At 49.5% G+C, this 15,486-nt stretch carries 10 protein-coding genes; 2 read left to right on the forward strand and 8 right to left on the reverse strand.

What is annotated here, in order from left to right; translation table 11 throughout:
- The first annotated feature begins 72 nt into the window (after positions 1 to 72).
- A complete protein-coding gene (locus B9Y77_RS03105; RefSeq protein WP_085491428.1) occupies positions 73 to 1,449 on the forward strand; it encodes a hypothetical protein in 1,377 nt (458 codons plus the stop codon).
- Positions 1,446 to 2,717: a hypothetical protein gene (locus B9Y77_RS03110; RefSeq protein ID WP_085490432.1), complete on the forward strand. Its 1,272-nt coding sequence runs from the start codon at positions 1,446 to 1,448 to the stop codon at positions 2,715 to 2,717. The genes B9Y77_RS03105 and B9Y77_RS03110 overlap by 4 nt, the downstream gene beginning before the upstream one ends.
- A 135-nt stretch (positions 2,718 to 2,852) precedes the next feature.
- On the opposite strand, the gene B9Y77_RS03115 is transcribed toward B9Y77_RS03110, so the two are convergent.
- The 8 genes from B9Y77_RS03115 to cimA form a co-directional block, all read right to left on the reverse strand.
- Positions 2,853 to 4,280, reverse strand: a complete 1,428-nt coding sequence (locus tag B9Y77_RS03115; protein ID WP_085490433.1) for a glycoside hydrolase family 5 protein — start codon at positions 4,278 to 4,280, stop codon at positions 2,853 to 2,855.
- A 135-nt stretch (positions 4,281 to 4,415) separates the two neighbouring features.
- Complete coding sequence (locus B9Y77_RS03120) at positions 4,416 to 5,609, reverse strand: DUF4419 domain-containing protein (RefSeq protein WP_085490434.1); 1,194 nt, start codon at positions 5,607 to 5,609, stop codon at positions 4,416 to 4,418.
- Positions 5,610 to 5,721: 112 nt separating this feature from the next.
- A complete protein-coding gene (locus B9Y77_RS03125) occupies positions 5,722 to 6,213 on the reverse strand; it encodes a hypothetical protein (protein ID WP_085490435.1) in 492 nt (163 codons plus the stop codon).
- Entirely contained in the window at positions 6,195 to 6,803 is a 609-nt protein-coding gene (locus tag B9Y77_RS03130) for an alpha/beta hydrolase (protein WP_085490436.1), read from the reverse strand. Before B9Y77_RS03130 ends, B9Y77_RS03125 begins: the two co-directional genes overlap by 19 nt.
- 64 nt (positions 6,804 to 6,867) lie before the next feature.
- A complete protein-coding gene (locus B9Y77_RS03135; protein ID WP_085490437.1) occupies positions 6,868 to 7,776 on the reverse strand; it encodes a virulence RhuM family protein in 909 nt (302 codons plus the stop codon).
- A 231-nt stretch (positions 7,777 to 8,007) separates the two neighbouring features.
- Positions 8,008 to 11,883 (reverse strand): phosphoribosylformylglycinamidine synthase, encoded by a 3,876-nt coding sequence (gene purL, locus B9Y77_RS03140; protein WP_085490438.1) that lies wholly within the window; start codon positions 11,881 to 11,883, stop codon positions 8,008 to 8,010.
- Positions 11,884 to 12,415: 532 nt separating this feature from the next.
- A complete protein-coding gene (gene hisD / locus B9Y77_RS03145) occupies positions 12,416 to 13,705 on the reverse strand; it encodes a histidinol dehydrogenase (protein WP_085490439.1) in 1,290 nt (429 codons plus the stop codon).
- 71 nt (positions 13,706 to 13,776) lie between these two features.
- Positions 13,777 to 15,384, reverse strand: coding sequence for a citramalate synthase (cimA, locus tag B9Y77_RS03150; protein WP_085490440.1), 1,608 nt, complete (start codon positions 15,382 to 15,384; stop codon positions 13,777 to 13,779).
- Positions 15,385 to 15,486 lie beyond the last annotated feature (102 nt).

Genomic DNA, 15,486 nt, shown 5'->3' on the forward strand with positions numbered 1-15,486 from the left:
AGATTTCATTTTAGTTAGAATGAAGTTATTTTATTATACGAAGTAATGAAATACTTTTTCAGGACTGGCTATATGAGAAAAAATACGCACAGCAAATGGATGTGGTCTCTTGCAACCGCATTGTTCTTAGGCTTCGCAGGCTGCAACCTGTTCCACCCAACAGACAGTCGCGACGCCGATAACGATGACGCAGCAGCCCTTACCCTAGAAGGCTACTTGGAATACCAAAATTCGAACTACGATGCTGCGCGCAAATTTTTCAACAAAGCCATCCGAGCCGACTCTTCGTACTCCGAAGCGTGGATTGGTCTCTGCAAGACAGTTATCAAAGCCCAGGAAGGCATAAATGTCTTTGAGCTCGCCTCCTTAGCACAACGATACGAAGGTCCTGACGGAAAGATGACCAGCGGTTTCCTCGTCATGAGCGACGAAAAGGCAGACACAATTTCAAGAGGAATCGATTCCGTCATGTTCTACCTGAACCAGTTTGTCGCTCGCGATACAACCGACAGGACCGACAAGAAGGTTCGGTTCAGTACTATCGCCGATAGCTACACCATTCTCCAGTTAACCAAGGCAGCTCTCCGCATCAGAGCTGTGAACTCCCAGATTTCATCAGTGGTGTCCGCAGGCAGCTCAGGTATGATGATGGACCTCAACGCACTCAACGACATGGGCGATAGCCTCAAGCCATTCCTGAGCGACATGGCAGCCGCAGCAGAAGCCATCAAGGCATCTCCTGACGCCGCCGCAGAAATCGTGAAGGCTTACCTCCCGGACTCCACTCGCCAGTACTTTGACGATGAAGATTACGCAGATGTATCCGTTGGCCTTGCCAATACAATTATCCAGATAAACGACAGAGCACAAACCGTCGAAGAAGACCGTAACGACGTGTTCTTCAAGTTTGGAAACGGTCGTGACGACGACGGCGATGGTTGCGTAGACGAAGAAGCTCTTGATAATTACGACAACGACGGTGACGGAGAAATTGACGAAGACGTTCGCGACAGCCGTTCTATTGTCCTGGTAAAGAAAAGACCTCAAAATGTCGAAGACGTTGCTAAATTGAGCCAGGACACGGAAACATACGATTTGACCAAGTCTCAAATTGATTCGCTTAGCGTCCTTGAAAAGTACAACATCATTGATATTGACATGGACGGGAAGACTACTCAGGAAGACCTGGATGAATGGCAGTTTGTCTACCGCAACCCGAACGAACGAGACGAAAAGGACAACCACCTCCTCAAGTTCGCTATTGATTTGAGCTTCCCAGGAAAAGATCTCGACGAGAAGATTAAGAACAAAGAACTCATCCGCCATGACACGGACGTAAACAACATAAAGTACTCGCTTGAAAAGAGAAAGAAAATGGTCGGAGGTTGCTGGGTCAACTACGATGAAGAAGAATTCCTCAAGTGGTTTGAAGGGAGGAATGAAAAATGAATAAATTAACAATACTCGCAGCACTCGCTTGCGCATTTGGCATAGCCTCGGCAAAAGCTCCTACACATTTTTCACTCCGTGCAGAATCCATGGGTGGCGCCCACGTCGCTGTCGTTGACGATAAAGAAGCTATCCATTACAACTATGCAGGCTTGACCCAGATCAACAGACTTGGCAATTACGAACATCGCCCAGAACAAGGTTACTACCCACGTAACTGGATTGGCGACATGCGCATTACCTTTGGTGGCGCTGGCGACATTTTCAAGTTCCTTTCGACATATAGCGATGTGAAAGATGTTCAAGATTTGTTCCGAGCCGCACAAAAAGACGCGAACAGTATCACAAAAGACCATCCGCAAGTCACGAGCCAGACAGGAGCCATCCTCGATTCACTCCTTCTGAATCCGAAATACGGCAAGATCGTCAACTCTTACGACCACAAGGCAATGGAAGCAAGAGTCAAGTTTGATGCGGAAATGGCTTTCCACAACTTTGGTGCAGCCTTCTGGATGAACGGAAGCGTTGCCCCTTACGTTGATGCAGGTCTTGTTCTCCCCTATGTCGTTGTCGACACATTCATCATCGACGCCGTCGCTCAGATGGGTGGTGCCTACGAAATCATCCCCAATCAGCTTTCTGTGGGCTTGGGCGGTAAAATCGCTAAACGTCACAAGACCAACATGGTGACAGTAGGTCTTGCCAATTACAGTTCGATTGTCGACACCCTCAAAGATCAAGCAGGCGATGCGACAGACAACTTCTTTGATTCCAAGACATTCTCTATCGGCATTGATATGGGCGTGCTTTACCAGTTCAACCGTGAAGTGCGTTTCGGTGCATCATTGCGCGATATTTACTTCAAGCAGCTCGCTGGTGAAACTCTAGTCCCGAACTTTACCATTGGCGCAAACTACAGCCCAAGATTTATGAACAGCAATACGGGATTCGGGCGCAAATTTAATTTCGCAATGGACTTTGCCGATATGTTCAATGCAGAAAGGAACTACAAGTTCTTTACGCACTTGAACTTCGGTTTTGAACTGGAGCAGACGTTGGTGGCAATTCCAGGCCTAAACAACGAGTTCCGCTTCCTTGTTCTGCGACTTGCAGGCGGTTTCAGAGGCGGTTACCCGTCAGCGGGTATCGGGCTTGAAGTGCTGAGATTCTTCTCGATCGAAGCCGCCACCTGGGGCGAAGAACGCGGCTACTACACCGGTCAGGACGAGAACCGAATCTACATGGTCCAGGCAAGCATAGGATTCTAAGTTAGACAAAGGTCGCGCATTTGAAAAGCGCGGCTTTTTTTATGACGAGAAAAGGCGAAGTTCAGCTTCGCCTTTGATGTATGAGGTTAGGGATGACTTATACACTTGTCACCCCGGACGCCGTTCCGGGGTCTATTATTTCTTCACTTTCACGACTCTCGCCTGCGGGTTCTGCTTGCCAAGCAAGTCGTAAGTGCGGGATGTGCGCAAGCTGCGGGACTGCGCCGGGCGATTGCGCTTAAAGATGGAAATCGTTCCGTCATCGGTCTTAAAGTTTTCAATGTGCGTAATGCCGTTGTTCACGTAATCCGCAAGGCCATAAGCGTGACGCATGATGTTCAGAACGTCCTTGTCAAACACGGAACCGTCCGGTTCTGTCTGGCGACGGATAATCGTCATGTTGTTTTCGCCTTCGTGGCCCGTATCCCAGGCGATAGGCACCACCTTGTTTTCCTTCGCTAGTTTCATCACGGCTTCGTAATAAGCGAGGCGGCCCTTGCGGTGTTTCGCATAATTGTCGCCGGTCAACACCCCCACGCGGTCATTCGCACCGAACTCGCCGATAATCACAGGCACGCCCTTATCGACAAAGTTCGTTTTCATCTTGCCGAACTGGTCCTGAATCTGAGCACTCGTGCACTTGTCGCCCATGGCACCTGCCCAAGCGTTGTAGCCGCAGTTATGCACAATATCCGCACCAGTCGCGAGGTCATCGCCCCAGTAGTACTGCGGATAGACTTGAGCGCCCCAATCAACAACGTCATTCAACAGCGTGTAGGTATAAGGGTCATAGAAATGCACTTCGACCATCAGGCGGTTTGCAATCACATCCTTCGGGAGCTTGCTCACAGGCATCACTTCGCAACTGCGATCCACACTTGTCGACGGCCCCTGAATCACGAGCGTACGGCTAGCATTGTTGCCACCCGTCGCACGCACGGCATCCACAAACGACTGGTGATACGTCATCAAGATTTCGGTTTCGTGCTTGTAATTGTCATCCGTTGTCGCAGGCTCGTTAGCGCTTGCAAAAAGCAAATTTTCGTTATAGTTCTTGAAGCGGTTTGCAATCTGCGTCCAGAAATCCTTCTGGCGGGCGTTCACCTTGTCTTTTTCCTTGTCGTTTAGGTTGCCTTCGAGCCAGCCATTATCCCAATGGATGTTCAAAATCGTCACGAGGCCTGCGCGCATGCAGTAATCCACGACCGTCTGCACGGAATCCATCCAGCTAGAAGCAATTTCGTTCGGGCCACCGCCCGGAACAATGTCTGCCCTGCTAGAATCGCGCGACAAGGCATTCGAATGGCTGTACCACGCGCACGGAATACGGATCGTGCTGAAGCCCGCCGCCTTGACCGAATCAATGTACGCCTCGGTCGGGAACTTATTGCCCCACCACGTTGGATTCTGGGGAACTTCCATCGTGTTCCCGATGTTTATGCCAAAGCCCATCTTGGCAAACATTTCGTTTGCCGTCGGCAAATCAGCCGCGAAGGAATTTGACGCCAATGCAAAAGAGAACGCGCTGCAAAGAGCAGCAACGCGAATGTGCTGTTTCAACATAGTTAATCCTTTGGTTCTATGCCATTCGCGTTTTATCCCCAAACAACGAAAGACCATAACACCGAATTTAAATATACGCTCAAAGCACGGCAAAAGCCCAAGTTTTGCCGTTAAAAGTGTTGACGATTTGTCAAATCAAAACTTAAAGCTTTCGAAAAGAGCGTATCCTCGGGCCGCTTTCAACATATTCGTGGTGGTATCAACTTGAATACCAATAAAACCAGTATAAAGCTTCAAAGGATTCACTTCACCTAAATAATTCCATTCAACACGTATCGAGGTCACACCTCTAGGAACATTCTGAGCATCCAGTTGTTCATTCCAATCCGGAGAATGTCTTCTATAAACATCAAGACTCTCACCTATTCCCGTATAGGGGAAAAATCTAGAAATCCAACCGTTAAAGGTCACATTGCCGCACCCTTCCGGTTCGAAATACTTGTATATTCCCCTCCAATGTTCCATATTAATTTTGCCATCAAAAACATTGATAAATTCATCAAGAACTGGATTAAGCCCAACAGCCCACCAGTCCATATCCAGACGCGAAGCAAGCTTGTTAAAGGAATCCTTGAGCAAAATCCAGTCTTCTTTTTTACCATTTATCTTGATCTTGGGGATTCCGCAAAGAGTAGTAACCGAATAAACGTAATATTCCGAAGCCACAGCCATGACCATCGCACTAGAAATGTTATAATCCACCGGGCTTGTCGTCGAAAACTTTGTTTTTAGCGGCAAACCAGTCTCTTCAGGCAACTTAGACTGTAAGACTTCAAATAAATTCGCAAGCGTCCAGAACCATTCACGATGCGTTGATTCGGTAGTCAGCGAATTGTCCTCAAAAACAACTACAGTATCCGTGCCTGGAGCGACAAATTTATCTTTCAAAGCTTCGCGATTGCTTTTGACATGAAGGCGGAAACCATCCAAAATCATAAGCCAAATATCATCCGGATTTATTTCCAAGGAATAATGATTGGCAAACGCAAGTGTAACGACATCAAAGAAAGATGATTTATCAGACGTACCTCTGACAAAAGGACTTATCGAATCGGAATACGCATAAAAAATCTTGCGTCCCTCTATTTCACGTTTATTTTTAGAAAAATGTTCTGCAAAACCACCCTTTTCAACAGGAACAAGCTTTTCTTTAAAAGGTTTGCTTTGAATGCTAGAATCAACGATCATGACATACGCACTCGTATCGCGAACAAAGCCTTCGAAACTTTGCTTCACGTTCGAAGACAATTTGATGACTTTTTCGTCTTCACAAGAAAGCAGAACGCATGCGGCAAGGAGGAGGAGAAGGAATTTGTAAACAGAAGCCATGTTTATAATATAACAACATGACCGTCCATAGATTTAATATGGTATAGTAAAATAAAGTAGATACAAAATGGCGATCCCGGAATAAATCCGGGATGACATGGTCGAAAAGGGATTATTTGCCGCTCATAATGGCGGCGAGATCAGCACCACTCAAATTCGTCTTTTCGCTTAAGGCGGCAACGATTGCTGTGAGCGACTTTTGGCAAGCCATCATGAGATTGTAAACTTGTTCGACAACGTTTGTTTCGGCAAGCTGGTAATAATAGCAAGCAGCCTGGAAACTCTGGTAATCAGGGTCACTCCTGTAAAGTTCCATCGGGAGTTCTTTCATAACAGTGTCGAGATCGCAAGCAAAATTTTTGCGGATTAAAAAGTCCGACATGTGGCCCGCAATAGCAATGTGGGCGGCACCATCGAGCGAGCTCCCGGGCATGCGCGTGGTACTCGGTTTTTCCTTGGAATTGTTGATTCTGACGTAATCAATCTGGCGCTTGAACAGGAATGCGATTAGAGCGTGGCCCGCCTCGTGGCGGCAAAGTTTTTCAAATTCTTGTTCACCGAAAAATTCAATTAAGGTTTCGCGAGTTAATGTTTGTTCTGACATTTTTCAATCCACCTGTCTAAAAATTGCATCTGTTCATCGGTATGGAACCAATGTTCGCCGCCTTGCATAACCGTGAGCGACGCGCCCACTTTTTGAGCAAAGTCTTGCATCGTTTCGAGGTCGGTCAAATTGTCATTGGAGCCGTACAAAATGTGCGTCGGGATGTTCCACTTGATGGGATTTTCTCGCACGTAGCAAAGGTATTTCCAAGAAAGCGTCTCGCCGAAATTCGTCGCGATTTCACCTTTTTCGCGGAGTTCATCTTCGGAGACGTTAGCCCATTGCATCATATTGCAAATGAGCTTTTCCAAGTTCACCATCGGCGAAATGAAAAGCGCCTGCTTGATACGTTTTTCAGCCAATGCGTTCATCGAGAAGAACGCGCCGATGCTATTTGCGATAAGCACGACTTCGTCGTAGTTTGCGGCAACCGAGTCAAAATACGCCGAGAATTCCTGTTTGGCATCCCACGGGGTTTCAGCCTTGTAATCAAAACCGATGACATCATAATCCGGGAAAAGAGGCTTGTAATGATAGGCCTCGTCGGCGTTGCCGCCTTTCCCATGAATGTAAATAACGAGCTTTTTCATTGTATTTTCGCTTTTTTCGCCTAGAAAATACAAAAATCTACACCAATCGGCTAGAGATTGGGCTTCACTTTACCAAAGCAAGCAACTGTTCCTTGGTTACAAGGTTCAGTACCGAAAACGCCGTCATTTTACAGCCTAAATCCATAATCGACGCCCCAACATGATATATAGTTTCGTCAACGATGATAAATCTATCGTGAACATCACGCATCGTCTGCAATTCAACAGTTGGAAACTGGCGATTTATACGGTCAACTTCATCCTTCATCATACGCGTAATTCGAGCGGAGTAAATGATAGCATTGACCCCAACGGCACGTTTTGCAACAAGCGAAAGAGATGTGTCATTTGCAAACGGATCGATAATTATGATTTCTTTTTTCGCGGAGCGAACTAATTGCACCGCAAATTCATAACCGCTCCAACGTGCATTAGCAGGTATAACGCCTTCACTAGGAGGTAGATTTGCTTTGACAAAGAAGTCTACCTGCTTTTCAAGGTTAACGACACGAGAGTCTAAATTCTCAATTTTATTTTCTTGAGAAATCAATCGTTGATTAACACTATATCCCTTAAGCAAATGCTCCTTAAGAACTTGGTTCGCCCATCGACGAAATTCAATTCCTTTTTGAGTGTTTACACGAAATCCAACAGATATAATGAGATCCAAATTATAAAGCGCTACGGAACGTTTTACAACTCTATTACCTTCCTTTTGAACTAGTTCCAAAATGGAACTAGTTGACATTTCATCCAATTCATGAGATTCATAGATATTTTTCACATGTTTGGTGATTGCTTGGCGATGAACATCAAACAACTCCGCCATCTGCGCTTGTGTCAACCATACAGTTTCATTTTCTACGCGAACTTCAATGTGAAATTCACCGCCCTCCGGCTGATAAACAATAATTTCGTTTTTCTCACCATTATTGTTTTTGTTATTGATTAACGAAAAATTCTTCTTATTCATAATACCTCCAATCGCCTACAAGCTAAAAAGGCAACATAAAATTGTTCATGAATTAATATAGTCTTTTACGATGTCATATTGTGACATTATAGATTTTCACAAAAAAAATCCGCCCCTGCGGTCAAGCAGGAAGCGGATTTTTCAAGCGTCTAAGGCGACCCCGTCCCGGAACGGAGTCCGGGATGACAGCTGGGATGACATAACGCAGGCCCTTCGGCAGGCTCAGGGACCTTACCCTACGAAGATACGGCCGTTGCGGAACAGCTGCATCCACGGGCCATCTTCACCCCATTCTGCCGGGTGCCAAGAGTATTGGCAAGTGCGGAATACGCGTTCCGGGTGCGGCATCATCACGAGAGCGCGGCCATCTTCAGAGCAGAGGCCGTTGATGCCAAACGGAGAACCGTTCGGGTTGAGCGGATAGCGTTCGGTGTATTCGTGCTTGCCGTCGACATAGCGGAGAGCCACGAGACCCGTCTTGAGGCAGGCTTCGGCAGCTTCGCGGCTTGCGAATTCGGCACGACCTTCGCCGTGAGCAACAGCGATCGGGAGGACAGAACCTGCCATGCCCTTGAGAAGCACAGCCGGCGTATCTTCGACCTTCAAAGAGCAGTAGCGAGCTTCGAAGCGTTCGGAGATGTTCTGCACAAAGCGCGGCCAGTGCTTAGCGCCCGGAATCAAATCCTTGAGGTTCGAGACCATCTGGCAGCCGTTGCAAACGCCGAGCGTGAAGGTATCCTTGCGGTTGAAGTAAGCTTCGAATTCAGCGCGAGCCTTCGGGTTGAACAAGATGCTCTTGGCCCAGCCTTCGCCTGCACCGAGAACGTCACCGTAGCTAAAGCCACCGCAAGCGACGAGACCGTTGAAGTCCTTGAGGCTTACGCGACCGGAGAGAATGTCCGTCATGTGAACGTCGATGGATTCGAAGCCGGCCTTTGCAAATGCAGCAGCCATTTCGAGTTCGCCGTTGACGCCCTGTTCACGGAGAATAGCCATCTTCGGGCGGCTTGCGTAATCCTTGATGACCTTGGCGCTAGCAGCGAGATCGAAGGTGACCTTCGGCGTGATACCCGGATCGTCCTGTTCGAGCTTGAGTTTGTATTCACTTTCGGCACATTCCGGATTGTCGCGGAGGGCGGCAATGCGGCGAGTCGTATCGCTCCAGATTGCGCGGAGGTCAGAGAGGCCTTCGGCGTAGTCGCCAATCACAATGTTGTACGTATCGTTGAGCTTACCGATTTCAGAAACGGTATCGCCGAGACCGACAGCTTCGAAAGCAGCCTTCACAGCAGCGAGGTCTGCGTTTGCGACCTGGAGAACGGCACCGAGTTCTTCGTTAAACAAAGCGTCAATCACATTGCCCTTGAGAGCAGTAGCATCGAGCGTTACACCCACATGACCGGCAAATGCCATTTCGACAACAGTCGTGAAGAGGCCGCCATCGCTCTTGTCGTGGTAAGCCATAATCTTGCCATCGGCGTTGAGCTTCTGGATCGTTTCGAAGAAGGCGCGGAGTTCCTTAGCGGAATCGACATCCGGAGCCTTGTCGCCGAGGAGGTTGTAAACCTGAGCGGCAATGGATGCGCCCATGCGGTTCTTGCCACGAGCGAGGTCCACGAGCACAAGCGTCGTGTCCTTCTTCTGCAAGAGCTGCGGCGTGAGCGTCTTGCGAACGTCAGCGCACGGAGCAAAGGCACTAATCACAAGAGAAATCGGAGCAGTCACGCGGTGGCTACCCTTTTCATCCTGCCACACGGTGCTCATGCTCATGGAGTCCTTACCGACCGGAATCGTAATGCCAAGTTCCGGGCAGAGTTCCATACCGATGGACTTCACGGCTTCGTAAAGGTCTGCGCCATCGCCTTCGTAGTTCGGCGTAGCCATCCAGTTTGCGGACAAGTTTACGCGGCCCATATCCGGGACGCAAGCGGCAGCCATATTCGTGAGAGATTCTGCAACCGTCATGCGAGCTGCAGCTGCCGGAGAAATGAGAGCAATCGGAGCGCGTTCGCCCATACTCATGACTTCGCCTTCGTACGTGTCGAGCGTTGCACTGGTCACGGCGCAGTCAGCAACCGGCACCTGCCACGGACCAACCATCTGGTCACGGCAAATCATACCCGTCACGGAACGGTCACCAATGGAAATCAAGAACGTCTTATCTGCAACGGTCGGGTTAGCAAGCACGCGATGTGCAAGGTCCTTCACCGTCACACCAGCCGGCACAACCTGAGAAGAGAGCGGACGCTTCTGGGACTTTTCATTGCGAATCATGCGCGGCGGCTTACCGAGGAGCACGCCAAGCGGCATGTCAATCGGAGTCGTACCGAAGTGCTTGTCCGTAAGGGTCAAGTGCTTTTCAGGGATAGCCTCGCCCACAACTGCGTACGGGCAGCGTTCACGCTTACAGATAGCGTCGAACACATCGAGCTTGTCACCAGCAATCGCGATAACATAACGTTCCTGGGATTCGTTACTCCAGATTTCGAACGGGCTCATGCCCGGTTCGTCGTTCGGCACGTTGCGGAGTTCAAACTTACCGCCGAGGCCGCCATCGTTCACGAGTTCCGGGAAGGCGTTTGAAAGTCCACCTGCACCCACATCATGAATAAACGTAATCGGGTTTTCTTCGTTCATCGCCCAGCAGCGGTCGATGACTTCCTGGCAGCGGCGTTCCATTTCCGGGTTTTCACGCTGCACAGAAGCAAAGTCGAGAGATTCATTACCGGCACCGTTAGCAACAGAGCTAGCTGCACCGCCACCAAGACCGATCAACATGGCCGGACCACCAAGAACGATCAGGTGGTCACCCGGGTCAATGTGGCCCTTTTCAATGTGCTGGTGCTTGATGTTGCCCAAGCCCCCAGCAAGCATAATCGGCTTGTGGTAACCGCGAACTTCGGTACCCTTTTCAGAAGAAACTTCCTGTTCGAACGTACGGAAGTAACCGAGGATGTTCGGACGACCGTATTCGTTGTTGAACGCGGCACCGCCGAGCGGGCCTTCAATCATAATGTCAAGAGCAGATGCAATGCGGGACGGGCTTCCGAAGTCCTTTTCCCACGGCTGAACTGCACCCGGAAGCTTAAGGTTCGAAACGCTGAAGCCCGTAAGGCCAGCCTTCGGCTTGGAACCCTTACCCGTTGCACCTTCGTCACGGATTTCACCACCACTACCCGTAGCGGCACCCGGGAACGGAGAAATAGCCGTCGGATGGTTGTGGGTTTCGACCTTCATGAGGATGTAGACTTCTTCGTTGTGGAAGTCATACTTGTTGTTGCGCGGGTCAGCGTAGAAGCGGCCAGCCGTTGCACCCTTCATCACAGCGGCGTTATCCTTGTAAGCGCTGAAGATGTTGGAATTGTGGAGCTGGTAAGTGTTCTTGATCATCTGGAACAAGGACTTGTCCTGCTTCACGCCGTCGATGGTCCATTCGGCACCGAACACCTTGTGGCGGCAGTGTTCCGAGTTGGCCTGAGCGAACATGTAAAGTTCCACGTCGGTCGGGTTGCGCTTGAGTTCAGTGAAATTCTTGACGAGATAATCGATTTCGTCGGCGGAGAGGGCAAGACCCATTTCCTTGTCAGCCTTCACGAGAGCGTTGCGGCCTTCGGTAAGCACCGGAATCACATTGAGCGGACGCGGTTCTTCCTTGCTGAAGAGCACTTCGAGAGCGGCAGTATCAGCAAACACGGCCTGAGTCATGCGGTCGTGAATCTTGGCCGTAATCTTTTCACGGGCACCGGCGGGAGCGGCACCTTCGAACTTCACGTAGTAAGCAATGGCGCGTTCGATGCGCTTGATTGCCGGGAGGCCGCAAATGTGAGCGATATCGGTAGCCTTCGAGCTCCACGGGCTAATCGTACCCGGACGCGGGCAGACCACAAAGAGTTCACCTTCGAGCGCCTTGACTTCGCGCATCGGGCCGTAATGAAGGACCTTTTCGAGCGTTTCCTTTTCGGAAGCGGTCAGGTCGGCGGACAGATCCACCACATGGAGGAATTCGGCATACACAGATGCAACCGGAATCCCAGCGGCCTTAAAATCAGATGAAAGCTTTTGCAGACGGAAATCCGACAGAGCCGGAGTACCACGAAGAATGAGCATTTTGACCTCTTTTAGCCTAAATATTTACCGCCCCAAATATAGCAATTTAGGGGAAAGATTAAAGACTAGAAAGACGAAGACAAGAATGCAATGAAGGTGGCTAAAAAAGAGGTTTGAGGCAATCGAACAGACTTTTTTTTGCGTTTTTATGCTACTAAACATTCATTTTCAGCAATTTAGTAGCACGTTTTTTACTTTGTTCAATAGATTTTTGATAATGAAAGAGTGTCATATGCTATTAAATCAGCATTTCAACAATTTTAGTAGCATAATTACAGCGTTAATTCTGAAAAAAAGCGCCCAGATTGGTTAATTTATTCAAAAATTATGCTACTAAATTCGGATTTTTAAGCATTTAGTAGCACATTTTCGCATTTTGTCCACTTTCAGCGAGCGAAAAACGCTTTTTCAGCAAAAAAAGCTCCGCAAAATGCGGAGCCGTTTCATAAAATGAAAATAGAACTGTGTAAGGCGATTCCGGCATACTTCGACTGCGCTCAGCACAAGCTCCGGCCGGAATGACAATTCACAATTACAGTCTCTTGAGGACTGCGGCGGCGTGGTGGATGAAGCCTTCTTCATTAGCCACGACAGCGATTGCCTTTGCGTTCTTCTTGATAGCCTTTTCAGAGTACTTGATGATGCTCATGCGCTTGAGGAAGTCATAGACGCCGAGCGGGCTGAAGAAGCGACCCGTGCCGTTCGTGGGGAGCACGTGGTTCGGGCCTGCAAAGTAGTCGCCCACCGGTTCAGAAGACCACGGACCGATAAACACGGCACCCGCATTTTCGATCTGGGCTGCCATAGATTCAGCTTCGTCCGTCATGATTTCCATGTGTTCCGGAGCAATGGCGTTCGCAATCGCCACACCGTCGAACCAGTCCTTCACCACAAGGATGCGGCCGAAGTTATCGAGCACCTTCGTCAAAAGTTCCTTCTTCGGGGAGCTTTCAACCTGGATGTCCACACATTCGCTAATCATCTGTGCGGTTTCCATGTTGTCCGTAATGCAGATAGCGGCTTCAAAGCCAGAACCGTGTTCTGCCTGGCTCAAGAGGTCAGCAGCGACAAAGTCCGGATCGCAGGTGTTGTCTGCAAGCACGAGCACTTCGGACGGGCCTGCCACCATGTCGATATCGACAATGCCAAAAACTTCCTTCTTGGCGACTGCGGCAAAGACGTTACCCGGGCCCACAATCTTGTCGACACGTTCCACGACGACCTTGCCCTTGCCATCCTTCGCACCGTAAGCGAGCATACCGATAGCCTGAGCGCCACCGATGTGGTAAACTTCAGTAATGCCGAGTTCGCAAAGCACAAAAGCCACAGCGCGGTTGATTTCGCCCTTGATCGGAGTCACGACAACGATGTCCTTGACGCCAGCGACAATGGCCGGAACCGCATTCATAATGACGGTACTCGGATAAATGCCAGCACCACCCGGAACATAGAGACCCACGCGCTTCATCGGACGAATACGCTGACCGAGAACCACGCCGTCCTTGCCTTCCATGAGCCAAGAATCTTCCATCTGGTTCACGTGGAAATCACGAACATTCTTGATAGCCTGCTTCAATGCACGCTGCATTTCGGGCGGGCACTTGGCGGCAGACTTCTTGATTTCGGCTTCGGACACGCGGAGGTTCTTGCCTTTGAGACCATCGAACTTCTGAGCGTATTCAACAGCCTTGGCATAACCGCCGTTCTTGATGTCGGCGAGAATGTCCATGACCTTGTCGTGAATTTCCTTGCTCGGAGCAACTTCACGACCACAAATTCTGTCAATCTCTTGAGACTTCGGAGTGACTTTTACGATTTTCATTTTAACAGACCTTCTATTTTTAAAACTCTTAAACCCGGCGCGGTTCGGCAAATTGTCGCGGTTCAGCAAATTTACACGGACGCCACATCCAAATGCTTGTATGCATTCGGGATAACGTTGTCTTCAAGCAAAATCTTGTACGTAAGACCATCGACAAAAGCCGTCCAGCAGGCTTCAATGATGTTGCTCGAAACGCCGACCATGTTCCAGTAGCCGTGTTCATCACCAAACGTCGTCCACACGCGAACCGTCGCATCGGATGCCACATTGGAACCGAGCACGCGCACCTTGAAGTCGTCCAAGCGCACACTTTCCATGCACGGGAAGAACGGCAAAAGCGCCTTACGGAGAGCGGCATCAAGAGCGTTCACCGGACCGTCACCTTCGCTCACCTGATGACTAATCTTGTCGCCCACCTGGAGTTTGACCGTCGCCTGCGACACAGAAACACCCTGCGGCGTCTTGTCTTCAATCACGCGGTAGTTGAGCACTTTGAACGGTTCCTTGACCATTCCCAAGTGGCGATAGACCAAGAGCTTGAAGCTTGCTTCTGCACTGTCAAAATGCCAGCCAGCGTTTTCACGTTCCTTGATTTCCTTGAGGAGGCTTGCCACCACCGGATCCTTCTTATCGATGCCCGGCTTAATCGCCTTGAGCTTTTCGACAACGAGAGAACCACCGGCCTGGTCGCTTGTCACGAATACGCGGTCGTTGCCCACAGTATGCGGGTCGATATGTTCAAAGCTGCGGCTAACCTTCATGACGCCATCGATATGAGCGCCACCCTTATGGGCAAAGGCAGCATCACCCACATACGGAGCATGCACGTCGCTCGGCAAGTTCACAATCTGGTCGATGTTGCTGCTCAACTGGCGCAAGTGAGAGAGCTTCTTGGCAGCCGTAAAATCGCAGTCCATCTTGAACTTCAAATCGGCGGCAATCGTCGTGAGGTTTGCGTTACCACAGCGTTCACCGTAGCCATTCACCACGCCCTGCACCATCACGCAGCCCGCCTTCACAGCGTAAATCGAGTTTGCCACGGCAAGTCCACTGTCATTATGCACGTGGATGCCAAGCGGCGTCGAAATTCTAGCCTGAACCTTCTTTACGATTTCTTCGATTTCCCACGGCATCGTTCCGCCGTTCGTATCGCAAAGCACGATGCAATCGGCATGGCCAAGTTCGGCTGCCTTGAGCGTTTCGAGCGCGTATTCCGGATTAGCCTTATAGCCATCGAAGAAATGTTCCGCATCGTAAATCACCTCTTCGGAATGTTCCTTGAGGTATGCGACCGAAGACTCGATCATGTCGAGGTTTTCTTCGAGAGTCGTGCGGATAACGTCCGTTACATGCAAATCCCAGCTCTTGCCGAAAATCGTCTTGACCGGAGCTTCGGACTTGATGAGCGCCTGCAAAAGCGGGTCGTTCTCGGGCAAAATACCCGGACGGCGCGTGCTGCCAAATGCGGCAATCTTTGCATGTTTGAGCTTTACGTCCTTGATGAGCTTGAAAAATTCCTCATCGGTCGGATTGCTGGGATTCGGCCAACCGCCTTCAATATAGTCAAATCCAAAGTGGTCCAAAATTCGAGCGATCTGGACTTTATCAGCTAGGGAGAGACTTATTTTACGGTCTTGGTTACCGTCACGGAGCGTTGTATCGTATAAAAGGACTTTCATGTGAGTAAAAATAGAAATTTATAAAAATGGCGATGCCGGAATAAATCCGGCATGACAGCATAATGAGCTATGTCAGAACAGATCTGGCATGACAGCTTAATA

The organism is Fibrobacter sp. UWB13, from assembly GCF_900177805.1.
Taxonomy (GTDB): Bacteria; Fibrobacterota; Fibrobacteria; order Fibrobacterales; family Fibrobacteraceae; genus Fibrobacter.

Coding starts and splice junctions, on each gene's coding strand:
- B9Y77_RS03105 (WP_085491428.1), top strand. CDS start 73: ATGAGAAAAAATACGCACAGCAAATGGATGTGGTCTCTTGCAACCGCA.
- B9Y77_RS03110 (WP_085490432.1), top strand. CDS start 1,446: ATGAATAAATTAACAATACTCGCAGCACTCGCTTGCGCATTTGGCATA.
- B9Y77_RS03115 (WP_085490433.1), bottom strand. CDS start 4,280: ATGTTGAAACAGCACATTCGCGTTGCTGCTCTTTGCAGCGCGTTCTCT.
- B9Y77_RS03120 (WP_085490434.1), bottom strand. CDS start 5,609: ATGGCTTCTGTTTACAAATTCCTTCTCCTCCTCCTTGCCGCATGCGTT.
- B9Y77_RS03125 (WP_085490435.1), bottom strand. CDS start 6,213: ATGTCAGAACAAACATTAACTCGCGAAACCTTAATTGAATTTTTCGGT.
- B9Y77_RS03130 (WP_085490436.1), bottom strand. CDS start 6,803: ATGAAAAAGCTCGTTATTTACATTCATGGGAAAGGCGGCAACGCCGAC.
- B9Y77_RS03135 (WP_085490437.1), bottom strand. CDS start 7,776: ATGAATAAGAAGAATTTTTCGTTAATCAATAACAAAAACAATAATGGT.
- purL (WP_085490438.1), bottom strand. CDS start 11,883: ATGCTCATTCTTCGTGGTACTCCGGCTCTGTCGGATTTCCGTCTGCAA.
- hisD (WP_085490439.1), bottom strand. CDS start 13,705: ATGAAAATCGTAAAAGTCACTCCGAAGTCTCAAGAGATTGACAGAATT.
- cimA (WP_085490440.1), bottom strand. CDS start 15,384: ATGAAAGTCCTTTTATACGATACAACGCTCCGTGACGGTAACCAAGAC.